The 25,730-nt window shown below is 64.6% G+C and carries 21 protein-coding genes and 2 pseudogenes; 20 read left to right on the forward strand and 3 right to left on the reverse strand.

Translation table 11 applies throughout. The features are described 5' to 3' along the window. Positions 1 to 8: 8 nt before the first annotated feature. The 4 genes from Q0L30_RS15755 (at position 9) to Q0L30_RS15770 (ending at position 3,465) form a co-directional block, all read left to right on the forward strand. Entirely contained in the window at positions 9 to 1,493 is a 1,485-nt protein-coding gene (locus Q0L30_RS15755) for an HD domain-containing phosphohydrolase (RefSeq protein WP_296658095.1), read from the forward strand. A gap of 90 nt (positions 1,494 to 1,583) precedes the next feature. Then, positions 1,584 to 1,928, forward strand: coding sequence for a hypothetical protein (locus Q0L30_RS15760; RefSeq protein ID WP_296658096.1), 345 nt, complete (start codon positions 1,584 to 1,586; stop codon positions 1,926 to 1,928). Between the two features lie 149 nt (positions 1,929 to 2,077). Further along, positions 2,078 to 2,800 carry an SDR family NAD(P)-dependent oxidoreductase gene (locus Q0L30_RS15765; protein ID WP_296658098.1) on the forward strand — a complete coding sequence of 241 codons (723 nt, stop codon included), beginning with the start codon at positions 2,078 to 2,080 and terminating at the stop codon, positions 2,798 to 2,800. 470 nt (positions 2,801 to 3,270) lie between these two features. Continuing rightward, on the forward strand, positions 3,271 to 3,465 hold the full coding sequence (locus Q0L30_RS15770) for a hypothetical protein (protein ID WP_296658100.1): 195 nt from the start codon (positions 3,271 to 3,273) through the stop codon (positions 3,463 to 3,465). 442 nt (positions 3,466 to 3,907) lie between these two features. On the opposite strand, the gene Q0L30_RS15775 is transcribed toward Q0L30_RS15770, so the two are convergent. Further along, on the reverse strand, positions 3,908 to 4,396 hold the full coding sequence (locus Q0L30_RS15775) for a hypothetical protein (RefSeq protein ID WP_296658101.1): 489 nt from the start codon (positions 4,394 to 4,396) through the stop codon (positions 3,908 to 3,910). A gap of 364 nt (positions 4,397 to 4,760) precedes the next feature. Between Q0L30_RS15775 and Q0L30_RS15780 the strand changes: the two are divergent. Next, positions 4,761 to 4,964: pseudogene (locus tag Q0L30_RS15780) on the forward strand (hypothetical protein); the annotation flags it as partial. On the opposite strand, the gene Q0L30_RS15785 reads toward Q0L30_RS15780, so the two are convergent. Next, positions 4,924 to 5,919 carry an LLM class flavin-dependent oxidoreductase gene (locus Q0L30_RS15785; RefSeq protein WP_296658103.1) on the reverse strand — a complete coding sequence of 332 codons (996 nt, stop codon included), beginning with the start codon at positions 5,917 to 5,919 and terminating at the stop codon, positions 4,924 to 4,926. The pseudogene Q0L30_RS15780 and the gene Q0L30_RS15785 sit on opposite strands and share 41 nt — an antisense overlap. 727 nt (positions 5,920 to 6,646) lie before the next feature. Here Q0L30_RS15785 and hpnI point away from each other — a divergent pair. The 15 genes and pseudogenes from hpnI to Q0L30_RS15860 all read left to right on the forward strand — a co-directional run bounded on the left by hpnI (position 6,647) and on the right by Q0L30_RS15860 (position 24,136). Beyond that, positions 6,647 to 7,918, forward strand: a complete 1,272-nt coding sequence (gene hpnI, locus Q0L30_RS15790) for a bacteriohopanetetrol glucosamine biosynthesis glycosyltransferase HpnI (protein WP_296658105.1) — start codon at positions 6,647 to 6,649, stop codon at positions 7,916 to 7,918. A gap of 107 nt (positions 7,919 to 8,025) precedes the next feature. Continuing rightward, on the forward strand, positions 8,026 to 9,447 hold the full coding sequence (hpnJ, locus tag Q0L30_RS15795) for a hopanoid biosynthesis associated radical SAM protein HpnJ (protein WP_296658108.1): 1,422 nt from the start codon (positions 8,026 to 8,028) through the stop codon (positions 9,445 to 9,447). Next, positions 9,447 to 10,334 carry a hopanoid biosynthesis-associated protein HpnK gene (gene hpnK / locus Q0L30_RS15800; protein WP_296658111.1) on the forward strand — a complete coding sequence of 296 codons (888 nt, stop codon included), beginning with the start codon at positions 9,447 to 9,449 and terminating at the stop codon, positions 10,332 to 10,334. The genes hpnJ and hpnK overlap by 1 nt, the downstream gene beginning before the upstream one ends. After that, positions 10,331 to 11,410, forward strand: a complete 1,080-nt coding sequence (locus Q0L30_RS15805; RefSeq protein WP_296658113.1) for a lysylphosphatidylglycerol synthase domain-containing protein — start codon at positions 10,331 to 10,333, stop codon at positions 11,408 to 11,410. Before hpnK ends, Q0L30_RS15805 begins: the two co-directional genes overlap by 4 nt. A gap of 87 nt (positions 11,411 to 11,497) precedes the next feature. Then, complete coding sequence (bamE, locus tag Q0L30_RS15810; protein WP_296658116.1) at positions 11,498 to 12,067, forward strand: outer membrane protein assembly factor BamE; 570 nt, start codon at positions 11,498 to 11,500, stop codon at positions 12,065 to 12,067. 24 nt (positions 12,068 to 12,091) lie between these two features. Then, on the forward strand, positions 12,092 to 13,117 hold the full coding sequence (locus Q0L30_RS15815; protein WP_296658118.1) for a patatin-like phospholipase family protein: 1,026 nt from the start codon (positions 12,092 to 12,094) through the stop codon (positions 13,115 to 13,117). Between the two features lie 117 nt (positions 13,118 to 13,234). Then, positions 13,235 to 13,441, forward strand: a pseudogene (locus Q0L30_RS15820) (histidine/lysine/arginine/ornithine ABC transporter ATP-binding protein); the annotation flags it as partial. Between the two features lie 37 nt (positions 13,442 to 13,478). Beyond that, on the forward strand, positions 13,479 to 14,594 hold the full coding sequence (locus Q0L30_RS15825; RefSeq protein ID WP_296658121.1) for a GlxA family transcriptional regulator: 1,116 nt from the start codon (positions 13,479 to 13,481) through the stop codon (positions 14,592 to 14,594). 224 nt (positions 14,595 to 14,818) lie between these two features. Further along, positions 14,819 to 16,048, forward strand: coding sequence for an aspartate aminotransferase family protein (locus Q0L30_RS15830; protein WP_296658123.1), 1,230 nt, complete (start codon positions 14,819 to 14,821; stop codon positions 16,046 to 16,048). Positions 16,049 to 16,081: 33 nt separating this feature from the next. Further along, positions 16,082 to 17,218, forward strand: a complete 1,137-nt coding sequence (gene aruF, locus Q0L30_RS15835) for an arginine/ornithine succinyltransferase subunit alpha (RefSeq protein ID WP_296658125.1) — start codon at positions 16,082 to 16,084, stop codon at positions 17,216 to 17,218. Next, entirely contained in the window at positions 17,215 to 18,243 is a 1,029-nt protein-coding gene (astA, locus tag Q0L30_RS15840) for an arginine N-succinyltransferase (RefSeq protein ID WP_296658127.1), read from the forward strand. Before aruF ends, astA begins: the two co-directional genes overlap by 4 nt. A 71-nt stretch (positions 18,244 to 18,314) precedes the next feature. Continuing rightward, positions 18,315 to 19,778, forward strand: a complete 1,464-nt coding sequence (astD, locus tag Q0L30_RS15845) for a succinylglutamate-semialdehyde dehydrogenase (protein WP_296658130.1) — start codon at positions 18,315 to 18,317, stop codon at positions 19,776 to 19,778. 9 nt (positions 19,779 to 19,787) lie between these two features. Further along, on the forward strand, positions 19,788 to 21,128 hold the full coding sequence (gene astB / locus Q0L30_RS15850; protein WP_296658133.1) for an N-succinylarginine dihydrolase: 1,341 nt from the start codon (positions 19,788 to 19,790) through the stop codon (positions 21,126 to 21,128). Further along, the gene (astE, locus tag Q0L30_RS15855; protein WP_296658136.1) at positions 21,112 to 22,176 is read left to right on the forward strand and encodes a succinylglutamate desuccinylase; all 1,065 of its coding nucleotides are present in this window, start codon (positions 21,112 to 21,114) and stop codon (positions 22,174 to 22,176) included. Before astB ends, astE begins: the two co-directional genes overlap by 17 nt. Positions 22,177 to 22,846: 670 nt before the next feature. Beyond that, positions 22,847 to 24,136 (forward strand): EAL domain-containing protein, encoded by a 1,290-nt coding sequence (locus Q0L30_RS15860; RefSeq protein WP_296658334.1) that lies wholly within the window; start codon positions 22,847 to 22,849, stop codon positions 24,134 to 24,136. A gap of 114 nt (positions 24,137 to 24,250) precedes the next feature. Here the strand turns inward: Q0L30_RS15860 and Q0L30_RS15865 are convergent, their stop codons facing one another. Next, entirely contained in the window at positions 24,251 to 25,696 is a 1,446-nt protein-coding gene (locus tag Q0L30_RS15865; RefSeq protein ID WP_296658336.1) for an HDOD domain-containing protein, read from the reverse strand. Positions 25,697 to 25,730: the final 34 nt, after the last annotated feature.

A 25,730-nucleotide genomic window follows, 5' to 3' on the forward strand; every position in this document is an offset into this window, starting at 1 on the left:
GTAGATCCGTGAACGGGAACGACAAAGTGCCGGATGAACCTGCACAGGTCCGCGTGTACGATGCCATCAGGGCGCTCGCATTCGTCGGCGACCTCAGCATGGGACAGCCAACTGACCATTCGCTGCGGACGGCCTGGCTGGCCGTCCAATTGGCCCAGGCAACTGGCGAGGGAGATTTGCTCGTCGCGACAGCCTTGCAAACGTCGCTGCTAAGGTGGTCGGGCTGCACGGCCAATGCATCCGGGTTCGCCGATATGCTCGGCGATGACGTAGCAGGGCGCGAGGCCATGCTGGCGCAGCGACAGGACTGGACGAAGCCATTCGAATTGCAGGATGTCAAAGGGGCAATCCGGCCGCTTGCGCAGATTCACTGCGAGGTCTCGGGCGAAATCGCACGCATCCTGAACCTCGCAACTGACACTGAAGTGGCGCTGCGCCATATCTTCGAAGTTTGGGATGGCACCGGGATGCCGGATGGTCTCGCCGGTACGGCGGTGCCGCGTGCGGTGTACGTGGTGTCGCTCGCAGGCGATCTGGAAATTTTCAGCCGCGTGTACGGCCTGACTCACGCGCTCACCTTGATCGCCGCTCGGGCCGGGACACGCTATCCGGCCGACCTGGCTGCACTAGTGGCTGATCGGGCGGTGCATTGGCTGGAGGTGCTGGCGACTGGGGAGCCCGTCGGATTTGACGAATCCATCCAGACACCACAGACGCAGGCAACCACGTCGATCGAGCTGATCGGTGACGTGATCGACCTCAAGCTGCCCTGGATGACTGGTAACGCGCGCGCGGTGGCTCGCGCGGCGTCCGCTTGCAGCGCCCGTCTCGGTGCTGGTGACGCTAGCGAGTCGCGCCTCTACGCGGCAGGTCTGATCCACGGAATTGGCCGCGCTACCGTGCCGAACACGATCTGGAAATGCGCGGGGCGCCTCTCCGCCGCCGACTGGGAAAAAGTGCGGCTCATACCCTACTGGACTGCTCGCGCGGGTAAGCAAACCGGCTCGCTCGCGCAGGCGACGGACCTGGCTTCGTACGCGTATGAGCGGCTCGACGGCTCAGGATATTTCCGCGGCGTAAGCGGGCAGGCGTTGTCATTTGAAGCACGCGTGCTGAGTGCCGCGGTCAAGTTTGTCGCGCTAGGTGAGAAGCGGCCCTGGCGCGATGCGCTGCCTTTGAGCGGCGTCGCACAACGGTTGCGCAGCGACGTGAACGAAGGTCGTTTCGATGGCGACGTCGTGGATGCACTGATCGATATGAAGGATGCGCCGCCACGTGGCAATCGCCCCCGGCAATTGGCGGTCCGGCTATCTGCGCGGGAGATCGAGGTGCTTCGTTCGATTAGCCGTGGCGCCAGCAACAAGGAAGCGGCACGCGAACTCGACCTGAGTCCGAGCACCGTCCGTACACACGTGGAAAGCGTATTTCGCAAGCTCGAATGCTCAACGCGCGCTGCCGCAACGTTGAAGGCGTCTGCGCTGGGGTTGTTGTAGTAGAAGAGCCTGAGCGCACTCATCACTGCTTCAAATGACGTAGACGAGCCGTCATGATCAGTCTGGGTTTGGCGGCTTGGCGCTGCGTTGGTGCTCAAGCTCACTCGATCATCGGTCTATGTCATTGGTATCGACCTGGCTGAATCGGCTCAAGAGCTCAAGGACAACCCCCAATACACGCACGTGTGCGGCGGCGTTGACGCTTCGGATACCTGGGACAAGGTGACAGCGCTGATCCACTCGCGCTCGCCGAAGCTAATCGGCCTCGGGCATTGCGCGGCGATGCTGGTGCAGGGCACTGTGGAAGAAGTGTCTTCCGATTCGTGGTGTCGCATCCTCGACGTCAACGTTATCGGGACGGTATGCAGACATCAATTACGTTACTGTCGAAATGCCCTTGCAGTGATGAGTTTCGTAGTGATCTTGACGACGTAGCGTCCCATCACCGTTCAATTTTGAGTTGATCTCATTGGAAAGCGCGAAGACGATTTTTCCGAGAATTTTCGCGCCTCAGGACACCTTTTCTGACATAAGCGGTACGAGGCCGCGTCAAAAATAATGTCTCGGCCCTTGATTTATCCAGGGTGCGGAAGTCACTTATTTCGAGACCCTACAATCTTGCGGCATGCGGCTTTACCGTGCTGGTCGGATCGCGCAATTTCGAGCACGGCGAGGCTGCGGCCAGGGAGGTTGGAGCAGACGCCCACGCGCTTCAGCTCGACGTGACGGATCAGGTTTCGATCATGGCCGCAGCGGAGCGTGTGCGCAACGAGTTTGGCCGCCTGAATGTGCTCATCCAGAACGCAGCCATCTCCAATACTGGCTGGCTGCCCGGTCAGTCCGTCGAGGAGTACAGCAGGACGACCTGTCCGGGCACCGTGTCGCTGGATGAAATGCGCGCGGTGTGGGACACCAATGTGTTTGGCGTACTCGCCGTCTACCGGGCGATGGTGCCGATCCTGCGCAAGACGCCCGGCGCGCGAATCGTCAACGTGTCGAGCGGTGCTGGGTCGCTGACAGCCAACGCAGACCCAGCCTACCCCCACCGTTCGATCTTCGGCCCGGTCTACCCAGCGTCCAAGACTGCTCTCAATGCTTTGACGGTCGCCATGGCAATCGAACTGGAGCCGGAGGGCATCAAGGTCAACGCTGTCTCCCCTGGTTTTACGAGGACGAACCTCAACGGCTATGCGGGCACAGAGACTGTGGAGGAAGGCGCTCGCGACGCAGTACGCGTCGCACTGCTGGGCTCGGACGGCCCCACAGGCAAGTTTACGCGATGGGAAAACGAATCTATCCCGTGGTAGTTGCGTCTTGAGCAAGTGATCGATTTGCTGAGGTGATCGGCCGTTGCACTTCCGTAAGCGGCCGTTGCCGCTATGCAGGTGTGAAAGGCGGTTGAGGGTCGGGAATACTCACTGCCAACTGGCCGCTTCCGGCAATGAATTTGAAGAGCGGGCTGACGCAACTCGACCCAAAACCGCCGTTCGAGAATCCAAAAAGCCGCCCTTCACCCCCAGCTTCATTGGCCATGGCAAACCGGATCATCTAGCCTGTTTGGTTCACGGCCGACTATGGGCGCATAGTACCTGCGCCCACCTTCATGCTGAAGTCTTCGAAATCGCGATTAGAGCGGAACTGTGAATTGGAGAATGTGAACACTTTGCCTTCGTAATCGAATTGCACTGTTTGGCGTCCCCTTTCGGTCAGACGTCGCGATCTTTCTGAGTAGCTTGGCCGGACGAATCGCCTGACATTATGCAAGTCTGAGACTGGAATGACGGTATTCGATCGTCCAGAAAATGTCGCCTCGCAGATCGTCAAATTTCCCGAACTAATGAATACGGTCCTTGTGATCCAAGGGGCAAGGATCATCCTGATAGAGAGCAAGGTGGCCAAGACGCCAAATATTACCGATAGGAGAGGGTTCACCTGGTCCTTCGGTATTCCCCAGAGGCGCAGCCGCCCGTAGTACTCGATCCACTCCGTGTCGGTTGAATAACGAAAACCTAGCGAACCGGCAACGCAGATTGCTATCGCAGTCGCGAGGAGCCAGAAGCGCCCAGTCAGCCGGTACTCATGCGAACCACTATTGCCCGATTGAGGATAACCACTTTCCATATCGAATGCCCCCGGTTTATGTAGTGTTCTGGTTTCGATTGTCAGTGATTTAGCAGATTCCGTCGAGCGACCGCTTGTGGCCGAGGGTGTGTAAAAACGTGCGACTTTGACATCGGGTTCGAAGATCGACCCACCAGAATGCTCTGTATTGGCTCCGTGGCACTTCGGGAAGGGTGAAGCGACACCTGAAAACCAGGCAATTTCGAGTTTTTACACAGCCTCGGCCGAATGCAGGCAACCGAGCCGGATTTCCTGAATACCGGCCCGCGTTCTTCTCATTGAATGGCTAAGGTCTACGAACCACAGAAGGGGCCGCTCTCCATCATTGCGCGCTTCCATTTGTGCTGCAGACTCTCTACTACCTTGGGAGGATTCACGGGAGCATTAGCTGTACCGATGTCCGTTAGATTGATGTGGCACTCGCCGTCTGTTACGGAGAGAGATGCCGTATAGCGATGATCGGCGGCAGGCGTGAACGTCAGCGTGTCGACGCAGAAACGTTCAACCAATACCAGGTTCTTCGAATAAGTCATGGAGAATGACAACGGCTTCCCCGGAATAATCTTGCGCGAGAGATCCTGCTTCCCGTCCATCACCGGCAGAAGATGTCGATCAGTACACTCCGCTGCTCCGCCGTAAATGGCCGCTTGCGCCGTGAAGTCACCAGCGGTGCGGAACGTGAGCGTTGCAGCATCCGTCTGGCTGGGCTCCTGGTATCCGGTCGCGCACCCGGCAATCGCAAGCGTGCACATCAATAGACTAAATATTCGGGTTGGCTTCATGTTGTTGTTCGATGGAGTGCGCGGTACGTGGGCAGATTTTTCCGCGCAAGAAATAGAGACCGATGCCCACTCCATGTATACGGCTACGGCCCGGGAATATTTAGAGATCGGATGGACGGCCGCTTTGGAGCAGCTTATGCCGATTGAATGTCGCTCCGCGCCGGGCAACGAGTGGCGCATGTTGGCCGATTGGGTGAGGTCGCCAACGGCAGCTTAGTGGCACTCCAGTCCGCAAAATCTGGATTTGGCTGACTGACCGGTTTGGAGAAAGTTGTCTGACCGGAGTGGATCGCTAAGCAGCTTTCCCGTGAATTTGCGAACCCCCATTTTGGCTGCCTCCGGCACACCCGTATTTCCCCCGAACCCTTATCTCGCGAAGGCCGCGCAGCGGGCGATTCCGCACGCGACGCTCATCGAGTTTCCCGAGTTCGGCCATACGCCGCAGATTCAGATTCCGCAGGCGTTTCATGCGGCGCGGGCCCATGCAACCTTGAATGGGGCGCGCCGCGAATCCCACGCCGCCGCGCTTATTTCCCGGCGGCCAACTTCTCGCGCACTTCAGCAGTAATCTCGAACGAGCGTAGCCGCGCGGCATGATCGTAGATCTGCGCGGTGACGATCAGCTCGTCGGCGCCGGTCTGCTCGATCACCGACGCAAGCCCAGCACGCACAGTTTCGCGCGCGCCGACCACCGAACAGGCGAGCGCATTCTCCACACCCGCGAGTTCGAACGCGTCCGCATCGGGCTTTTCAACGGGCGGCGGCAACTGGCCGGGCGTGCCGCGCCGCAGATTCAGAAATTGCTGCTGCAACGAAGTGAAGAGAAAGCGTGCTTCGTCGTCGGAGCCAGCGGCGAAGACATTGACGCCCACGATTGCATGAGGTTTCGCCAGCGCGGCAGACGGCCGGAACTGCGAGCGATAGATTCGCAGCGCCGTCAACAGGTGATCCGGCGCGAAATGCGAAGCGAATGCGAACGGCAGACCCATGGCGGCTGCCATCTGCGCGCCGAAGAGGCTCGATCCGAGGATATAGAGCGGCACGGACAACCCCGCGCCCGGCACGGCGCGCACGCGCTGTCCCTCGACGGGCGGGGCGAAATAGCGCTGGAGTTCGGCGACGTCGTCGGGGAACGCATCGGCGCTCGACTGCAAATCGCGACGCAGCGCGCGCGCCGTCGTCTGGTCGGTGCCGGGCGCGCGGCCGAGTCCGAGATCGATACGGCCGGGGTAAAGCGATTCGAGCGTGCCGAACTGCTCGGCGATCACGAGCGGCGCGTGGTTCGGCAGCATGATGCCGCCCGCGCCGACGCGGATCGTGCGCGTGCCGCCCGCGACGTAGCCGATCACAACCGACGTCGCGGCGCTGGCGATGCCGGTCATGTTGTGGTGCTCGGCGAGCCAGTAGCGATGGTAGCCCCAGCGTTCGGCGTGCTGCGCGAGATCGAGCGTATTGCGCAGGGCGGCGCCGGCGTTCGAGCCAGCGGGAATCGGCGAGAGATCGAGGACGGAGAAGGGGATCATGGCTTTCGGTGTTTTGCGCTTGGTGTTTCGTGCTTGGTGCTTGGTGTTTCGTATTTCGTGAGGCGCGGCCCGCCAAAGCGGACGCGAGGCATGGCCATTGTGCAGGAGTGCTCCGGTGCTTGCTGACGGCGAGCCAATATGCAAATGAGCGCAAAGGAACTCAAAGGAGCGCAAAGGAGCGCACACGAGCGAAACCGAGTGCACAGGAGCGCAAACAGAATCGAGAATCGTTTATATCTGCGCGTGGGGTTAATCCATCCGGCGCGGTGACTATCGCCCTTGCCAGGAATAAGGGTTTCAAATGCCTTTCTTGTGCGCCAAAAGCCTGTGAACGTTGAAGGCGAATCGTCCGCAGGCTGAAAAATTCATCGAAATTGCAACGGCGGGAAGCAGTTTTGCTGCCAGTGCTGAAGCGGGACCGGGTGGTTACTGCTACAATTTTCGGCGTCGAATCGGGGCGCGAGCAGTTCGCGATAGCGCGGATTTCCCTTATTGCGGCCTTAAGTCGTTCATTAATTCACGTTGCATCAGCTAAAACGCCTCCATCTAGCGGCCGGTTTCCTGCAAGGAACATGCGTTGTGGCCAGGATGCGCGTTGGGCTTTTTTTCCGGATTTCAGGGTTGTGCAAATGGTACGAAGCGATTCGCTTGATCTGACCGGTATGGATATCGGTCCTGCGCTCCAGCAGGGCCGGTCCGTGCAGATCGGGCGGCCGGGAGTGTTGGCATGACGGTGCAGTTGCCATCGGCCTGGTGGCTGGTAATCGCGGGATGCTGTGTGGCAGCGTTCTACGCGATCTTCGCCGCGCTGACGATGCCGCGCCTCGGCTCGGCCGCGCAGGTGCGCGAGGCCGCCCGGCGCGCCCGTGCGCGACGCGCCATTCCGGTGAGCGTGCTCAAGCCGCTGTGCGGCGCCGAGCCGCGTCTCTACGAAAATCTCGCAACCTTCTGCGAGCAGCTCCATCCGCGTTTCCAGTTGCTGTTCGGCGTGTCCTCGCCGTCCGATCCGGCCATTGCCGTCGTGCGCCAGTTGCAGGCCGCCTATCCCGATCACGACATCGAGCTCGTCATCGACAAGCGCGTCTACGGCAGCAACCTCAAGGTCAGCAACCTGATCAATCTCGCGGCGCACGCGCGCTACGACGCGCTCGTCGTCGCCGATAGCGACATCGCCGTCGAACCCGACTACCTGGACATCGTCACCGCGCCGCTCGCCGATTCGTCGGTGGGCGTCGTGACCTGCCTTTACTATGCGCGCAGCGTCGGCGGTTTCTGGCCGCGCGTCGGCGCGCTCTTCATCAACGAATGGTTCGCGCCCTCGGTGCGCGTCGCGCACAGCACGGGCTCGCGCGCATTCGGATTCGGCGCCACGCTCGCGCTGTCGCGCACGACGCTGGAACGCATCGGCGGCTTCACGTCGCTCAAGGACTGCCTCGCAGACGACTATCTGCTCGCGCGTTTCGCGCGCGATCACGGGCTTGCGACCGTGCTCGCGCCGGTCGTCGTCGCGACCGACGTCATCGAGCCGACCTTCCGCTCGTTGTGGCTGCGCGAGACGCGCTGGCTGCGCACGATCCGCTCGGTGAATCCGGGGGGCTTCGCCTCGCTCTTCATCACGTTCACGTCGCCGTGGATCGTGCTCGGCGCGCTGCTCAGCCTCCTGCTCATCGCGGGCAACGCGGGCATCGCCACGGCGCTTGCCGGCAGCGGCACCACGTCGGCGGCGTTGTTCGCGCTCGGCGCGAGCACCGCTGGCGGTATCATCGCGCGTGGGGTGCTGCATGCACGCAGCAGCGCCAACTGGCGCACCTTCTGGCACGATTTGCCGCTCGTGCCGCTGCGCGACACACTGCTCGCGCTGCAATGGCTTTCGGCCGTATTCGGCTCGCATGTCGTATGGCGCGGCGTGCGCGTGCCGGTGGCGAACCCCGAGACGGCGGACGCGGGCGTTACCGCGCCGGCGCGGCGTGCAGCGGTCGAGGTGTCCGACGGCCGTTAATCCGCAGATTTAATCGCGCGTGCCGCATGGGCGGCGCGCGCTACGTTTAATTTTTGTCATTCCAATTTTTTGCCCGTTATCACCCGGGTTGCCGGAGCACTCATCTCATGAAAACGCTGTTTTTGCAGGCCCCGTCCTATGACGGCTTTGACGGTGGCGCCGGTTCGCGTTATCAGGCGAAGCGCGAGATCCGCTCGTTCTGGTATCCGACATGGCTCGCGCAACCCGCGGCGCTCGTGCCCGGCAGCCGCGTGCTCGACGCACCCGCCGATGGCCTTTCTGTCGAAGACACGCTCAAGATCGCCGACGACTACGATCTCGTCATCATCCACACGAGCACGCCGTCGTTCCCGACCGATGCGCTCTTCGCGCAGGACCTGAAAAAGCGCAAGCCGTCGGTTCTGATCGGCATGGTGGGCGCGAAGGTCGCGGTCGATCCGCACAATTCGCTCACCGCAACGCCGGCAATCGACTTCGTCTGCCGCGAGGAATTCGACTACACCTGCAAGGACGTAGCCGATGGCATGCCGTTCGCCGACATCAAGGGCCTCAGCTACCGCGCGAAGGACGGCTCGATCGAGCACAACGAAGCGCGCCCGATGATCGAGAACATGGACGAGCTGCCGTTCGTGGCGCCGGTCTACAAGCGCGATCTGAAGATCGACAACTACTTCATCGGCTATCTGAACTATCCGTACGTCTCGATCTACACGGGCCGCGGCTGCCGTTCGAAGTGCACGTTCTGCCTGTGGCCGCAGACGGTGGGCGGGCACCGCTACCGCACGCGTTCGGTCGAGAACGTGCTCGAAGAAGTGAAGTGGATTCAGGACAACATGCCCGAAGTCAAGGAGATCATGTTCGACGACGACACCTTCACCGACTTCAAGCCGCGCGTCGAAGAGATCGCACGCGGTCTCGGCAAGCTCGGCGTGACGTGGTCGTGCAACGCGAAGGCGAACGTGCCGTATTCGACGCTCAAGATCATGAAGGAAAACGGTCTGCGCCTGTTGCTCGTGGGCTATGAGTCCGGCGACGACCAGATCCTGCTGAACATCAAGAAGGGTCTGCGCACCGATATCGCGCGCCGCTTCAACGAGGATTGCCGCAAGCTCGGCATCAAGATCCACGGCACCTTCATCCTCGGCCTGCCGGGCGAGACGCAGGAAACCATCAAGAAGACGATCGAGTACGCGAAGGAAATCAATCCGCACACGATCCAGGTGTCGCTCGCCGCGCCGTATCCGGGCACGGCGCTCTACAAGCAGGCCGTCGACAACGGCTGGCTCGAAGAGAACAAGGTGGTGAACCTCGTCTCCAAGGAAGGCGTGCAGCTTGCCGCGATCGGCTATCCGCACCTCTCGCGCGAAGAGATCTATCACAACCTCGAGAAGTTCTATCGCGAGTTCTATTTCCGGCCTTCGAAGATCTGGGAAATCCTGCGCGAGATGCTCACGAGCTGGGACATGATGAAGCGCCGTCTGCGCGAAGGCGTGGAGTTCTTCCGCTTCCTGCGCGCCCACGAGGCATGATGGAACGGCAGTCTCGCGAAACGCGCGCGCTGATTTTCACCGCCGACGACTTTGGCCTGCACGAGCGAGTCAACGCGGCGGTCGAGCGCGCGCACCGCGAGGGTGTGCTCAATGCTGCAAGTCTGATGGTGGCCGCGGACGCGGCTGCCGATGCCGTAGCGCGCGCCCGGCGCCTGCCGGGTTTGCGCGTCGGCCTGCACCTTGTGCTGGCCGACGGCGCGTCGATGCTGCCGCGCGCGCAGATTCCCGCACTTGTCGACGCGCAGGGCCGCTTCGGCGACAACATGGTGCGCGACGGCGTACGTTTCTTTTTTTTGCCGCACGTGCGCGCGCAGCTCGCAAAGGAGATTCGCGCGCAGTTCGAGGCGTTCGCCGCAACCGGGCTCGAACTCGATCACGTCAATACGCACAAGCATTTCCATCTTCATCCCACGGTGCTTTCGCTGATCATCGAGATCGGCCGTGAGTACGGGCTGCGCGCAATGCGTCTGCCGCTCGAAGCGGGTGCGCCGCTCGCCCTCAAGCCCTGGCTTCATCTCGTGCGCGCGCGGCTCGCGCGCGCGGGCATCGCGCACAACGACTTCGTGGTGGGCATCGCCAACACGGGCGCGATGGACGAGGCCGTGCTGCTCGACGCCATCGCGAATCTGCCGGCGCGCGGCGTCGGCGAGATCTACTGCCATCCGGCCGAGGCGGGCGTCGAGGCCATCACGCCGTCGATGCAGGCCTATCGCCACACCGACGAACTCGATGCGCTCGTCTCGCCGCGCGTCGCAGCGGCACTTGCGGCGGCGCGCGTGCGCCACGGCGGTTTCGCCGACGTGTTTTTCGGCGGTCCGGCCCGGCCCGGCGCGAACGCGCTGGCAAGCGAGGTTCGACCTTCATGAAGTGGCTGCAATGGCTGGGCCTGCCGGTCGGGATCGCCATCCTGATCGCGCTCGTCATCCGCGACGGCGCGCATGACGTCATGCACATCATCGGCACGGCGGGTCCCGTGCTGCTCTGGCTCGTGCCGTTCCATGCGCTGCCGCTGCTGCTCGATGCCTACGCCTGGCGCCTGTTGCTCGCGAAACGCCTGCCGCTCGGCTTCCTGTTATGGGTCGCCGCCGTGCGCGAGGGCGTCGGCCGGCTCCTGCCCGTGATGGGCGTGGGCGGGGAAATCGTCGGCATCCGCCTCGCGCGCTGGCGACTGCGCGACGGCAGCTTCGTCACCGCATCGGTGATCGTCGAAGTGCTCGTCACGATGGCTGTCCAGTACGCGTTCTCGGCGCTCGGCCTCGTGCTGATCGTCGCGGCGACCGGCGACGGCAGTTCGCTGCGCACGATCACGACAATCGGGCTCGCACTCGTTCTCTCGCTGCCGATACCGATCGTGACGGTCGTGCTGCTGCGGCGCGGCGGCTTTTTTCACACCATCGAGCGCTGGGCCGCGCGCATGTTCGGCGCGAACAATCCGATCGTGCTCGGCATCGACGGCCACCAGCTCGACCGCGATCTCAACGCGCTGATGTCGCGCACCGGGCTCATGTTCCGCGCCTTCTGCTGGCAACTGGCGGGGTACATGGTCGGCGCGTTCGAGACCTGGTGGGCGCTGCGCCTGCTTGGATTCCCGGTTTCGATCGAGGGCGCGCTCGCCATCGAGGCGCTGACCCAGGCCGTGCGCCACGCGGCCTTCATGGTGCCCGCGGGCCTCGGCATCCAGGAGGCGACCGTGGTGCTGCTCGCGCAGCTGTTCGGCGTGGGGCACGAAGTTGCGCTGTCGCTCGCGCTCGTCAAACGGATGCGCGAGGTCGTGTTCGGCTGTGTCTCGCTGGTTTCCTGGCAAGGCGCGGAAATTGCACGCACGCGTTTGTCCATCCGCGCAGGCAAGGCGCTTGCGCCCGCACCGGTGCCCGTGCCCGCGCCGGTGAGAATCGCCCATGAGCGCGATACCGCACGGTCCGACCATCACGAGAACGTGTAATAGCGGGTACATTGAGGGATACAGGCGGGGCAAACGCCCCATCCCCGGCATGAGCCCAGGCGATTCACGGTGATTGCGGTTCGGACCATGAAGCTCAAATTGCACAAGGCGCGGGTTTTCGCGGCCGTCGCGGCAACGCTTGCGGCGTTCGCGCTTTCCGGCTGCGACGACCGACAGATCGATTCCATGTGGCAGACCCTCAAGGCTTTCTTCGATTCCGTCAAACCCGACGTGCTCCTGTTCAAGGGCATGAAGCCCGGCATTTCGACGCTCGACGACGTGCGCAGGCAGATGGGCAAGCCCGAGACCGAGCGCATCTTCGACGACGGCTCGCGCCGCCTCGAATATCCGCGCGGCCCGGCGGGCCTCAACACCTACATGGTGGATATCGGCCCGAACGGCCGGCTCGTCGCGATCACCCAGGTCCTCACCGCCGAGAACTTCGCGAAGATCACCATCGGCATGAGTCAGGACGAAGTGCGGCAACTGCTCGGCAAGCCGGGCGAAGTGGCCGCCTTCCGGCTCAAGAAGGAAACGGTGTGGAGCTGGAAGTGGCGCGAAGGCGGCGTCGAACAGGAAGCGTATTTCAACGTGCATTTCGGCCCGGACGGGCGGGTCACCACGACTTCCCGCTCGGACGTGATGCGCGGTCACTGACTCACAGACAAGCGGGAGGCGCGCATGATGAACCGGCGGCGTAACCGGCGCATCGGTCTCGTGCTCGGCGGCGGTGCGGCGCGCGGCTGGGCGCACATCGGCGCGATCCGCGCGCTCGAAGAGGCCGGGATCAAACCCGACGTCGTATGCGGCACGTCGATTGGCGCGCTCGTTGGGGCCGTCTATGCAAACGGCGACCTCGACTGGCTCGAAGAATGGGTCGGCCACCTCACCTGGCAGACTGTCGTGCGGCTGCTCGACGTGCGTCTCTCGGGCGGATTGCTCGGCGGGCGCAAGGTGATCGATGTGTTCGCGAACCAGTTCAACGGACGCGGCATCAACGAGCTGCAACTGCCGTTCACGGCGGTCGCCACCGAGCTCGATACGGGCCGCGAAATCTGGCTCAGCGAAGGCGGCGTGGTGGACGCGGTGCGCGCGTCGATTGCGATTCCGGGGTTGTTTACGCCGATCTGGCACGACGGCGTGTGGCTCGTGGATGGCGGCCTCAGCAACCCGGTGCCGGTTTCCGCCGCGCGGGCGATGCGCGCCGATTGCGTGATCGCAGTCGACCTCAATCACGACATCCTGAATGGCCGCGACCTGGGCGGCGCCATCGACACCGTGTTGCGCGAGGCGCCCGAAGGCGCATCGTTCTCCTCGCTCTCCGCGCCCGGCCAACCCTCGGAATCCCCCGAATCCGCGGCACCTTCCACACCTGACGAACCTCAGCCGCTGCTGCGCCGCAATGGCAAGCGCTTTCCGCGCTGGCTCCAGCCCGCAGGGCAGGCGAGCGCCGACGTGCGCGTGGCGCCGCCGCCGAGCGCGCGCGTGCCGTCGATGCTCAGTTCGATCGCGCAGAGCATCGACATCATGCAGGTGCGCATCACGCGCAGCCGCCTTGCGGGCGAGCCTGCCGACGTGTTGATTCAGCCGCGCCTCGGCGGCATGGGGTTATTCGATTTCCACCGTGCGGAGCCCGCCATCGCGGAAGGGCGCGCGGCCGTGCAGTACATGCTGCCCGCGATTCGCGCCCAACTCGGCATCGAGTAGGAGAACAACGTGCCTCACACGACTCAAGCCGCAAGCCAGGCTGCGACGCAAAATGCGACGCAAAACAACGCGAGCAAACTGGTGGCGCGCGACCTCCACAAGCGCTACGGCGACAACGAAGTGCTCAAGGTGATGCAGAAGTTCGCCGACGAAGGCCGCACGATGATCGCCGTGACGCACGAGATGGGTTTCGCGCGCAACGTGTCGAATCATGTGATGTTTCTGCATCAGGGGCGCGTCGAGGAAGCGGGCGCGCCCGCCGACGTGCAGGGCAATCCGAAGAGCGAGCGGCTGCGGCAGTTCCTCTCGGGCAACCTCAAATAAGCGCGCCGCCGCTGCGCCCGAGGCCCTTTCGCCGCCGATGACACGTCACACTCGTTCCAGTGCGTCCGCAAACGCCGCGCGTGCCGCCGCTTCTGCTGCTGCTTCTGCCGCCGCTTCCGATGCTCCTGCACGCGCGGAGCGCACCGCCGAAGTCGCGATTGTGGCGCTGTCGCCGGTTTCGATGTCGGGCGTGGGGCCGATTGTCGACGCGCTCAATCTCGCCAACGAGATCGATGGCCGCGCACTCTACCGCTGGCGCATGGTGTCGTGGAACGCGCGCCCGGTGCCGCTTTCAGGCGGCGCGCAATGGCCCGCCGAAAGCGCATTCGACGACACGCTCGCGTGCGACTGGCTGATCGTCGTCACGGAGCGCTTTCAGCCCTTCGACGATTCCCGCCTCTTTCTCGCAACCCTCGCGCACGTCGGCCGGCGCACGCCGCTCGTCACCGGCATCCATCACGGCATCTGGTGGCTCGCGATGGCGGGCTTGCTGCACGGCTATCGCGTGGCCGCGAACTGGGAGACCTATCAACAGTTCGCCGAGCAGTTCGAACGCACGATCGTCACGCAACACATCTACGAAATCGATCGCGATCGCGCGACCTGCGCGGGCGGCCAGGCGACGCTCGATTTCATGCTCGCGATGATCGGCCGCGAGCACGGCCCGGAACTCGCCGAGCGCATTGCCGACGCGCTTGGCGCCAGCACGCTCAGAAGCGGCGACGAGCGCCAGCGCATTCCGTTCGTGACCGCGCCGGGCGAGCGCAACCCGCGCCTGAACGACGCGTTGTTGCTCATGGAAGCGAACATCGAGGACCCGCTTACCTCCGATGAAATCGCGGGCCTTGTCGGCGTCTCGCGGCGGCAACTCGAACGGCTGTTTCGCCAGTATCTCGGCGCGATGCCGTCGAAGTACTACCTCGGCCTGCGCCTTGCCAAAGCGCGCTCGCAACTGCAGCGTACGAGCAAGTCCGTCGTACAGATCAGCCTTGCCTGCGGGTTTGCATCCGCGGCGCACTTTTCGAACGCGTATCGCGAGCGCTTCGGCGTGACGCCGCGCGAGGACCGCCGCAACTGGATCGAGCGCCAGCACGGCGGCGCGGCTTGCGGGCCGCGCGCGGATGGACCTGCGCAGCCGCCGGAGTGCGAGTGAGCCTGAAGCGGCGCGAGTGAGCGCCGGTTAACGAAACTCGCCGGATTCACCCAACCCGCCGGATTTGCGCAATCTGCGCCCGCAACGGGTGCAGACGGCGAAAGAACGCGTCGCGCACACGCAAGACGTTTGCCGCGCAGTTGCCTACACTGCACCTGTCATCCACGCGCCGGGCGCTCGCCCGTGCGCGCACCGTCCAAATTCCGAGCCAGAGAGGATCCGTCATGAACGAGCAGAGTGTGACCCGCCAGACTTTCGACGAAGTGATGGTGCCGTGTTTCTCACCAGCGCCGTTCGTGCCGTCCCGCGGCCTCGGCTCGCGCGTGTGGGACACCGAAGGCCGCGACTACATCGACTTCGCGGGCGGCATCGCCGTGACGGCGCTTGGCCACGCCCATCCGGAACTCTTGCGGGTGCTCAATGAGCAGGGCAGCCAGCTCTGGCACATCGGCAACGGCTACACGAACGAGCCGGTGTTGCGCCTCGCGAAGAAGCTCGAAGCGCTGACGTTCGCCGACCGCGCATTCTTCGCGAACTCCGGTGCCGAGGCCAACGAGGCCGCGCTCAAGCTCGCGCGCCGCGCCGCCGTCGAGCGGTTCGGCGAGCAGAAGTATGAAATCATTTCCTTTGCGCAGTCGTTCCACGGCCGCACGTTGTTCACGGTGAGCGTGGGCGGCCAGCCGAAGTATTCGGAAGGCTTCGGTCCGGTGCCGGGCGGCATCCGCCATCTGCCGTACAACGATATCGAGGCTGCGCGCGCCGCGATCGGCGCGCAAACCTGCGCGGTGATCGTCGAGCCGGTGCAGGGCGAGGGCGGCGTGATCCCCGCCGATCCGGCGTTCCTGCGTGCGCTGCGCGAAGCGTGCGATGCGCACGGCGCGCTGCTGATTTTCGACGAAGTGCAAACCGGCGTGGGCCGCACGGGCCACTTCTACGCGTACCAGGACACGGGCGTGACGCCCGATATCCTGACCTCCGCGAAGGCGCTCGGAAACGGCTTTCCGATTGGCGTGATGCTCACGACCGAACCCATCGCCGCGCACTTCAAGGTCGGCGTGCACGGCACGACGTACGGCGGCAATCCGCTCGGCGCGGCGATTGCGGGCAAGGTGGTCGACCTCGTGAGCGATCCGGCGGTGTTGGCGGGCGTGCGCGCGCGCGGCGAATTTATCCGCACGAAGCTCGCGAAGCTGCACGAACGCTTCGACGTGTTCAGCGACGTGCGCGGCAAAGGTCTTCTGATCGGCGCGGAACTGACGCCACGCTTTGCAGGCCGCGCGAAGGACTTTCTCTCGGCTGCGGCGAACCGCGGCGTGATGATGCTGATCGCGGGCCCGGACGTGCTGCGTTTCGCGCCTTCGCTCATCATCCCCGAAGCCGATCTGGCCGAGGGTTTCGCGCGCCTCGAACAGGCGTTCGAGGACGTGATCGGCGCCGCGGCCGCGCGCGCTTAATTGTCCACGACAGCTCAAGATCGAGGATCGACGATGCTATTCGTTCGCCCGGCCAGGCTGGCCGATCTCGACGCGATCGCGCACATGGCGCGCACCGCGCAGCCCGTGCTGCATTCGCTCCCGCACGACCGCGCGGCGCTGGAAGCGCGCATCGCGCTCTCCGAGGACTCGTTTCGCGCCGAAGTCGATTTTCCGGGCGAAGAGTTCTATCTCTTCGTGCTCGAAGACGCGGCGACGGGACGGCTCGTCGGCACATCGAGCCTTATCGCGGCGGCGGGCTACGCCGAGCCGTTCTACGCGTTTCGCAACGACGCACTGATTCACGCGTCGCGCGAGCTGCACGTGAACCGCAAGATTCACGCATTGCAGATGTCGCACGAACTGACCGGCAAGAGCCGTCTCGCGGGCTTCTATATCGACCCGTCGTTGCGCGGCGACGCCGCCGCGCACCTCGTCTCGCGCGCCCGCATGATGTACGTGGCGATGAACCGGCGGCGCTTCACGCCCGACGTGTTTTCGCTGTTGCTCGGCGTCACCGACGACGCGGGCGTGTCGCCATTCTGGGAAGCGGTGGGGCGCAAGTTCTTCGGGCGCGATTTCAAGGACATCGAAATGGCTTCGGGCGGGCGCAGCCGCACGTTCATCGCCGAAGTGATGCCCGCGTATCCGATCTACGTGCCGCTCTTGCCCGAATCCGCGCAGCGCGTGCTGGGGGAGCCGGACACCAGTGCGCTGCTTGCCTACGATATCCATCTGGAAGAGGGCTTCGAGCCGGACCGTTATGTCGATATCTTCGATGCGGGTCCCGTGCTGACCGCGCAGGTCGATCGCACGACCTCGGTGGCGGCCAACGAGAGCCGCGTGGTGCGCGAGGCCGTGGGCGCCGCTGTGGGCACTTCGGCGGGCACCGCTGCGAACACTGCGGCAGGCGCGTCGTACATGGTGGCGAGCCAGCGCGGCGGCGAATTCCGCTGCGTGCTCACGACGTTGCCGCCGCTGCCTGACGGCCATCACCCCGGCACGCCTCACCACGCCGCGCGCGGCGTGGCGCCGCTCGATAGCGCCGCGCGTGCGGCGCTCGACGTACAGGACGGCGACGTCGTGCGCTGCGCGCCGCTGCGTCGTGAGACGCCGGAAACAGAAGATCAGTCGATGGGAGAAACGCAATGATCGTGGTTCGCGTCGTGCAGACGGGCGATGTGGACGCGCTAGTCGCGCTCGCCCAGGAAACCGGTCCCGGCCTCACCACGTTCAAGCCGGACCGCGACGCGCTGATGGCGCGCATCGCGCGAACGCGGCGCACGCTCGCGGGCGAGGCCGCGCCGCATGAGGCGGGCTATCTGTTCGTGATGGAAGACACCGCGACGGGCGACGTGGCGGGCGTGTGCGGCATCGAGACAGCGGTGGGCCTGCAGCAGCCGTTCTACAACTATCGCGTGAGCACGGTGGTCCACGCGAGCCAGGATCTCGGCATCTGGACGCGCATGCGCGCGCTGAACATCTCGCACGATCTCACGGGTTACGCGGAGGTGTGCTCGCTGTTCCTTTCGCCGCGCCATCGCACGTCAGGCGTGGGCGGATTGCTGTCGCGCTCGCGCTTCATGTTTATCGCGCAGTTTCGCGATCACTTTCCCGAGCGCCTCTGCGCGGAGCTGCGCGGTCATTTCGACGCGGAAGGCACCTCGCCGTTCTGGCGTGCGGTCGGTTCGCATTTCTATCAAATCGACTTCAACGCCGCCGATTATCTGAGCTCGCATGGCCGCAAGGCGTTTCTCGCGGAACTGATGCCGCGCCATCCGGTGTACGTGGAGCTGCTGCCCGAGGAGGCGCAGGCCTGTGTGGGCCTCACGCACGCCGACACGATTCCCGCGCGGCGGATGCTCGAAGCGGAAGGCCTGCGCTATGAGAATCATGTCGACATCTTCGACGCGGGCCCGGTGCTCGAATGCCACATCGCCGATTTGCGCACCGTGCGCGAAAGCGTCGTCGTGCCGGTGGAGATCGGCGCACACGATACGGCGTCGGGTGTGCGCTCACTCGTTTCGAACACGTCGCTCGGCGACTTCCGTGTGGGTTCCGCGGCGGGCGTCGTGCATGACGGCGTGTTCGTGCTGAACGCCCAGGAAGCGGCGGCCCTGAATGTCGCGGCGGGCGAGCCCGTGCGCGTGCTCGGCGCCGCACACAAATCTCAATAGCAACCGATAGGTGAGCGCAGCAGGCGCTGAAGTGGGCACTGCGCGCGCACCGTGGATCGACAAGGATGACCATGAACGAGCTTTTTATCGACGGGCAGTGGTGCGCCGCCACGGGTCCCGCGTTTGCCTCGCGCAATCCCGGCACGGGCGCGCAAGTGTGGAGCGGCAACGCCGCGTCGGCGGGCGATGTCGAGCGCGCGGTAGAGGCCGCGCGCCGCGCGTTCGGCGAATGGTCGCAGACGCCGTTCGAGACGCGCTGCGAAATCGTTCGCCGCTTTGCGTCGCTCGTGACCGAACGCAAGGAGCGGCTCGCGCAGGCTATCGGCCGCGAAACCGGCAAGCCGCTCTGGGAAGCGCGCACTGAAGCGGCGTCGATGGCCGCGAAGGTCGGCATCTCCATCGCCGCGTATGGCGAGCGCACGGGCGAAAAGCGCACGCCGATGGCGGACGGCGTCGCCGTGCTGCGCCATCGTCCGCATGGCGTCGTCGCCGTGTTCGGGCCGTACAACTTTCCGGGGCATCTGCCGAACGGGCACATCGTGCCCGCGCTGATTGCCGGTAACACAGTCGTGTTCAAGCCATCCGAACTCGCGCCGGACGTTGCGCGCGTAACCGTCGAGATCTGGCGCGAAGCCGGTTTGCCCGCCGGGGTGCTGAACCTCGTGCAAGGCGAGCGCGACACCGGCATTGCGCTCGCGAACCACCGCCAGATCGACGGCCTGTTTTTCACGGGCAGCTCGGACACCGGCACGTTGCTGCATCGCCAGTTCGGCGGGCGTCCCGAGATCGTGCTCGCACTCGAGATGGGCGGCAATAATCCGCTCGTCGTCGCCGAAGTCGAGGATATCGATGCCGCCGTGCATCACACGATCCAGTCGGCGTTTCTTTCGGCGGGGCAGCGCTGTACCTGCGCGCGCCGCATCCTCGTGCCGACCGGCCCGTTCGGCGACCGCTTTCTCGAACGCTTCGTCGAGGTCAGCGCGCGCATTGCCGTGGGCGAATACGACGCCGATCCGCAGCCGTTCATGGGCGCCGTGATTTCGTCGCGTGCGGCGGCGAAGCTCGCCACGGCGCAGTCGCTGCTGCTCGAACGCGGCGCGCGCGCGCTGCTGCCGATGACGCAGCGCGACCCATTGCTCGGCTTCGTGAGCCCCGCGATTCTCGATGTAACCGGCGTGGCCGACCGGCCCGACGAAGAGCACTTCGGGCCGCTCGCACAGGTGATCCGCTACGCAGGCTTTGGCGACGCAATCGCGCAAGCCAACGACACGGCATACGGTCTCTCGGCGGGTCTGCTCGCCGACGACGAAGCGCTCTGGAAGCGCTTTACGCGCGAGATCCGGGCGGGCATCGTGAACTGGAACCGTCCGACCAATGGCGCGTCGAGCGGTGCGCCGTTCGGCGGCACGGGCCGCTCCGGCAATCACCGTCCGAGCGCGTATTACGCCGCCGACTATTGCGCGTACCCGATGGCGTCGGTGGAGAGCGCACAACTGCAGATGCCCGCGAGCGTTTCGCCGGGCCTTCACTTCTGAGGATCGACGATGCAAACCCTTGAAGCGAACTTCGACGGACTCGTCGGCCCGACGCATAACTACGCCGGTCTTTCGTTCGGCAACGTGGCGTCGCAGAACAACGAGCGCTCCGTCGCGAATCCGAAAGCGGCGGCGCGCCAGGGACTGCTGAAGATGAAGCGGCTCGCCGACCTCGGCTTCGCCCAGGGCGTGCTGCCGCCGCAGGAGCGCCCGTCGATGCGGCTCCTGCGCGAGCTTGGCTTTGGCGGCAAGGATGCCGACGCCATCGCGAAGGCCGCGAAAGAGGCGCCCGAATTGCTCGCCGCAGCGAGTTCGGCATCGGCGATGTGGACCGCGAACGCGGCAACCGTGAGTCCGTCGGCCGACACGCCCGATCACCGTGTCCACTTCACGCCCGCGAACCTGTGCAGCAAGCTGCATCGCGCGATCGAGCACGAGGCGACCCACCGCACGCTGGGCGCGATCTTCGCGGATCCCGCGCATTTCGCGGTGCACGATGCGCTGCCGGGCACGCCTGCGCTCGGCGACGAGGGCGCGGCGAATCACACGCGTTTTTGTGCGCAGTACGGCGAGCGCGGCGTGGAATTCTTCGTCTACGGACGTAGCGAGTATCGTCGTGGGCCGGAGCCGAAGCGCTTCCCCGCGCGACAGACATTCGAGGCGAGCCGCGCGGTGGCGCAGCGTCACGGCCTCGCCGAGAACGCGATGGTGTTCGCGCGGCAGAGTCCGGACGTGATCGACGCGGGCGTGTTCCATAACGATGTGATCGCGGTGGGCAATCGCAGCACGCTGTTCTGCCACGAGCGCGCGTTCGTCGAGCAGAAAAGCGTGTATGACGAACTGCACGCGAAGCTGGCAAAGCACGGCGCGCAGCTGGACGTGATCGAGGTGCCCGACGCGCAGGTGAGCGTGGCGGATGCGGTGACTTCGTATCTGTTCAACAGCCAGTTGCTGAGCCGCGCGGATGGCTCGCAGATTCTGGTCGTGCCGGGCGAATGCCGCGAAAATCCGCGCGTGGCGGCTTACCTCGACGAGCTGGCTGCGAAGCGCGGACCGATTGATGAAGTGCTGGTGTTCGATCTGCGCGAGAGCATGAAAAACGGCGGCGGGCCCGCGTGCCTGCGTCTGCGCGTCGTGCTCAACGATGCCGAGCGTGCAGCCGTGCTGCCCGGCGTATGGATCAACGACGCGCTTTTCACACGCCTCGACGCGTGGGTCGAAAAGCACTATCGCGACCGTCTTGCGCCGCAGGATCTGACCGACCCGATGCTGCTTGTCGAGTCGCGCACGGCGCTCGACGAACTCACGCAAATTCTCGGTCTCGGCTCGCTCTATGACTTCCAGCGCTGAAACGTTACTCGCGGATTTTCTCGGCTACACGCTGGCGGGCTCGCAGCCTGCCAGCGTGGACGCCGCACACGGCAGGTGCGAGGGCACGTGCGAGGGTACGTGCATTAGCGTCTTACGCTGGCAATGGATCGATGACGGCGTGCTGCTGATCGAGCCCGCGCATGTGGATGCCGGGACGCGCAGCGTGCTGCTCTCGGCGGGCATCCACGGCGACGAAACGGCGCCGATCGAACTGCTGTCGCAACATGTCGCCGATCTCGCGGCGGGACGCGCGGCGCTCGCTTGCCGCCTGCTCGTCGTGCTCGGCAACGTGGACTCGATGCGCGCGGCGCGGCGTTATCTCGACGACGATCTGAACCGCCTGTTCGGCGGCCGCCATGCGAACGCGGGCGGCAGCCGGGAAGGGCAGCGAGCCGCCGCGCTCGAGGCGCACGCGCAGCGCTTTTTCGCGGCAGCGTCGAAGGAGCCGCACGCGCGTTGGCATCTCGACTTGCACACGGCCATCCGCGCCTCGGCGTTCGAGCAGTTCGCGCTCGTGCCGCACACGGGCGAGCGGCCGTCGCGCGCGTTGTTCGCATGGCTGGCCGACGCGCGCATCCCCTGCGTGCTGATCCACACCGAACAGGGCCCGACGTATTCATCGTTGACGGCCGACCGGTGCGGCGCCACGTCGTGCACGCTCGAACTCGGCAAGGTCCAGCCGTTCGGCCAGAACGACCTCGCGCGCTTCGCGGCTGCGGACGCCGCGGTCCGCCGTCTCGTCGCGGGTGTCGCGCCCGACGCGCGCGCGCCCATGCCGCGCGTCTTCACGGTAATCGGCCAGATCACGAAGCGCAGCGATGCGTTCGAATTGCACGTCGCCGCCGACGTGCCGAATTTCACGCCGTTCGCACGCGGCACCGTGCTCGCGAATGACGGCGACTATCGCTACGTCGTCGGACACGACGAAGAGCGCATCGTGTTTCCCAATCCCACCGTGAAGCCCGGATTGCGCGCGGGCCTGCTCGTTGTCGAAACGAGCGACGCGACGCTGGCCGCACTCGCCTGACGCAACTGCGGCGCGCTGTCGCGGCGCGCCGTGCCGATGCACATTCAGCATGCCGTGACATCGTCGCGCACCGCTTTTGTGCGTTGCGCGCGGGGGTTTTCGGGTGTTTTGCGCAGCGCGGCACGCATGCGGCCTTACTGCCGTTGCGCCGCATCGGTCCATGGGCGACGGTTCGATCCGCGCTATCCGCGCTATCCGCGCGGCGATCCCGAGCCTGCGCGCCCTTGCGTTTTCCTGGACCCCACTCACCACGCCTTCCTTTCGGTCCGGAACCGACCGGGGTGCGATTCCTGCTCTGTGCGGCTCACGCCCCGGTGTTGTGCGGTTCCTCGGCAGGCTGTCTGCCGATTTTCTGAGTGCTTGATTCGGATGTCGAATCAAACGGGTCGGATTTCTCACTATCGCGTGTGCAGCGGCCCACAAATCGGCCTGGCTTTTACGCCACAATTTGCGCAAACGCACTTGCCTGATAGTTGTCCAGAACTGACATCCTCCTGCCTTAATCCGCCTATGCCCGTACAATGCGCCAGGATAGAATCCACACGATGAGTGTCCGCCGGCGCGCATGAAGCGTGGGCGCGGTGCAAACGAATTTGAGAACCATGCGCCGGCAAATGTGCGGCGTGACGCAGGGGACCCCATGAGCTACAACGACGCAGATCGGCCGCCCATGCCAGGCGCTGCGGGAGAAAAGCCGCCGGCACCGCAGTACGAAGTCTATTTCGGCCGTCAACCCGTGCTGGATCGCGACGGCATTTTGTGCGCCTTCGAAATGGTGCCGCGCGTGATTGACCTGCGCGAAAACCAGGACAAACCGGGCCGTCCGGGCGCGGCGCTGGCCAAGGCGTTTGCGGCGCAGCCCGTGCGCGCGGCGTTGACCGGGCATCGCGGCTGGCTGGACGTCACGCGCGAAATTCTTTTCGACGATGGGCTGCTGCTTTTGCGTCCCGATCGCGTGATGTTCGAGCTGCCGTGCGATCTCGAATGCGATCCGGCGCTCATCGCGCGCCTCGTGCAGCTGCACGGGCGCCGCTTCCGTTTTCTGCTCGATCACGTCACGGAGCCGGACGACTCGTTCGCGAAGCTGCTGCCGTACGTCGAGGCGGTCAAGATCGATCTGCACGGGATCGCGCCGGACATGCTGCCGAAGCTGGCGGGCGTGATGAAGGCGGCGGGCAAGCTGCTCGTCGCGATGGGCGTGGAAAGCCAGGAGGACTTCGATCGGGCGCACGCGCTCGGCTTCGACCGCTTCCAGGGCTATTTCTTTGCGCAATCGCACGCAGGCGCACGCCGCGTGAGCGCGCCGCGCCACGCGCTCCTGAATCTGCTGCAACTGCTCGGGTCCGATCCGACCGTCGCGCAACTCGAAACCGAGTTGAAGCTCAATCCGGTCCTCGTGATGCACATCATGCGGCTCGCGAACTCAACGAGCTTCGGCATCGGACATAAGGTGACCACGCTGCGGGAGGCAATCAACGCGACGGGCACGGACCGCCTCCAACGCTGGACGCAGTTGCTGCTCTATGCCGATGGCCGCAAGGTGTCGCTCGAAGACGATCCGCTGCTGCAACTCGCGGCCACGCGTGCGCGGTTCCTGGAAATCGCGGCGATGCGCTTGCCGAAAGCGCGGATTGCCGAGCAGGAAGCGGCTTTTCTCGCGGGTGTGTTCTCGTGCGTCGATGCCGTGTTCGGCGGTCCGATCGGCGAAACCATCGATCTGCTTTCGATTGCGCGTCCGATTCGCTCGGCCATCGTGAACCGGGAGGGCTCGCTCGGTCAGTTGCTGAACGTGATGGAGGCGCTCGAGCGCGGCGACTGGGCGCGTCTCGATGAAGTGTGCGCACCGCTCGCGCCGTTCACGCCCGGCGAGGCGGCGGCAATCGCACTCACGGCAGCGGAGTGGGCAGGCATGGCCGACCGCGACGCCGAATCCCAGGGACTCGAACGCATCGAGGATTGAGGCTGGAAGGCCGTGGACACGGCAGCAGCGGCAACAGGAAAGGCGGCGCATGGCGCCGCTTTTTTTTCGGCAGGCGGACGCGTGTTCGCGCCCGCCTCGTAACGATTGAACGGCTCAGGCCGTGTCGGCCGAACTGCGTGCGAGAAAGCGTGCGAGCTCGTACGCGAGTTCATTGAGCGCGTTCATTTCCGTCTGTGAAATCCGCCGAGGTTCCTGCGTGTCGAGCCAGTCGCCGTAGAGGAGGGCCACCGGCCGTTCGTCCGGCGCGCCGACCGGCAGCAGGACGAATGCGCGAGCATCGTCGAACGTCGAGCGATACCAGCCGGGCAGCCGCGAGATCATCTTCGGCGCATGCGCGTTTTCGATGAAGATACCGACCGAATTCGCGATCGCCAGATGGAACACGTCGGGCTGGAACGCGGCGTTGAAGCGCAGTTTCGGCAGCATGCTCTCGATGCCGGGGCCGAAGCCGCGTTGCGCCGCAAATACGTCTGCACCCTGGCGCACGAACACGACCGTGCGCGCAAAACCGAGTCCGGCCAGCACCGTCTCGTTCGCGAGCGTGAGCGCCGTGCTGAACGGGCTGTCGGGCGGCAACGCGCGCAAGTCGACCACGCCTGCCGCAATGCGCGCTTCGACGTTGAGCGATTCGCGCGCGATGGCATCGGCGTTCGCATGCAATTCGTTGATTTCGTGCATGACGCCGCCGTTGGCCTCTTCCTTCGCGAGTGCGAGGCTCATCTGCGCGAGCAAGTCGGCATCGGTGGACAGGGCGCGGCCGTAAACCTGCGCGAGGTCGTTAATGTGCGATTCGCGCTCTTCTTCGGTGAGTTTCGCGGTGGTGAGCACGCGCGCAACCTCGCTCGAATAGTTCGTGATCGCGCGCAGCCACTGCACCTGGCGCGATTCGTTTTCCTGGGGATCGTAGTCGCCCATGCCTTCGCGGATCATTTCGGGCAGGCGCCAGCGCGTCGCGGCCTCGCGGCCGAGTTCGTCGAACGTGACGCCGAGCACCGCGAGGCACGCGTCGTCCTCGGCTGCGCCTTCGTCGCACTGGCGGCGAATCTGGTCCCACTCGGCTTCGAGGTAGAACACGACGAGCAGCTTTCCGACCTGGCGCATCAGCGTGCAGACCACGGCTTCTTCGCCGGCGCGCATGTCGCCGTTTTCCGTGAGCTTGCGCGCCACGCAGCCCGAGAGCATGGTGCGGTTCAGTTCGAGCTTCGCGTCGATGCGGCGCGGCGCGCTGTGATGGAAGTGGTCGACGATTTTCAGGCCCACCACGAGGTGCCCGACCGCGTCCATGCCGAGCACCATCAGTGCGCGCGTGATCGTCGTGATGTTGCCGCCGAACGCCATGTACATGGCTGAATTCGCGAGGCGCAGCACCTTTTGCGTCAGTGCGAAGTCGGACAGCACGACGCCCACGAGCGCATTGAAGTCGAAGTCGTCGTTGGACATTGCGGCGACTGTGGTGCGTAGCGACTGCGAAAGCATGGGGAAGTCACCACGCTCATTCATGCGCGTCCACAGTCGGTCGAGCAGGACTGCCTTTACCATCTGAACCATGTCAATTCCGCTAAAGCCCAGTCTT

The organism is Paraburkholderia sp. (assembly GCF_024281035.1).
Classification (GTDB): Bacteria; Pseudomonadota; Gammaproteobacteria; order Burkholderiales; family Burkholderiaceae; genus Paraburkholderia.

Coding starts and splice junctions, on each gene's coding strand:
- Q0L30_RS15775 (WP_296658101.1), bottom strand. CDS start 4,396: ATGAAGCCAACCCGAATATTTAGTCTATTGATGTGCACGCTTGCGATT.
- astB (WP_296658133.1), top strand. CDS start 19,788: ATGCAAACCCTTGAAGCGAACTTCGACGGACTCGTCGGCCCGACGCAT.
- aruF (WP_296658125.1), top strand. CDS start 16,082: ATGCTATTCGTTCGCCCGGCCAGGCTGGCCGATCTCGACGCGATCGCG.
- Q0L30_RS15825 (WP_296658121.1), top strand. CDS start 13,479: ATGACACGTCACACTCGTTCCAGTGCGTCCGCAAACGCCGCGCGTGCC.
- Q0L30_RS15785 (WP_296658103.1), bottom strand. CDS start 5,919: ATGATCCCCTTCTCCGTCCTCGATCTCTCGCCGATTCCCGCTGGCTCG.
- astD (WP_296658130.1), top strand. CDS start 18,315: ATGAACGAGCTTTTTATCGACGGGCAGTGGTGCGCCGCCACGGGTCCC.
- astA (WP_296658127.1), top strand. CDS start 17,215: ATGATCGTGGTTCGCGTCGTGCAGACGGGCGATGTGGACGCGCTAGTC.
- hpnJ (WP_296658108.1), top strand. CDS start 8,026: ATGAAAACGCTGTTTTTGCAGGCCCCGTCCTATGACGGCTTTGACGGT.
- bamE (WP_296658116.1), top strand. CDS start 11,498: ATGAAGCTCAAATTGCACAAGGCGCGGGTTTTCGCGGCCGTCGCGGCA.
- hpnK (WP_296658111.1), top strand. CDS start 9,447: ATGGAACGGCAGTCTCGCGAAACGCGCGCGCTGATTTTCACCGCCGAC.
- Q0L30_RS15830 (WP_296658123.1), top strand. CDS start 14,819: ATGAACGAGCAGAGTGTGACCCGCCAGACTTTCGACGAAGTGATGGTG.
- hpnI (WP_296658105.1), top strand. CDS start 6,647: ATGACGGTGCAGTTGCCATCGGCCTGGTGGCTGGTAATCGCGGGATGC.
- Q0L30_RS15860 (WP_296658334.1), top strand. CDS start 22,847: ATGCCAGGCGCTGCGGGAGAAAAGCCGCCGGCACCGCAGTACGAAGTC.
- Q0L30_RS15805 (WP_296658113.1), top strand. CDS start 10,331: ATGAAGTGGCTGCAATGGCTGGGCCTGCCGGTCGGGATCGCCATCCTG.
- Q0L30_RS15815 (WP_296658118.1), top strand. CDS start 12,092: ATGATGAACCGGCGGCGTAACCGGCGCATCGGTCTCGTGCTCGGCGGC.
- astE (WP_296658136.1), top strand. CDS start 21,112: ATGACTTCCAGCGCTGAAACGTTACTCGCGGATTTTCTCGGCTACACG.
- Q0L30_RS15770 (WP_296658100.1), top strand. CDS start 3,271: ATGACGGTATTCGATCGTCCAGAAAATGTCGCCTCGCAGATCGTCAAA.
- Q0L30_RS15865 (WP_296658336.1), bottom strand. CDS start 25,696: ATGGTAAAGGCAGTCCTGCTCGACCGACTGTGGACGCGCATGAATGAG.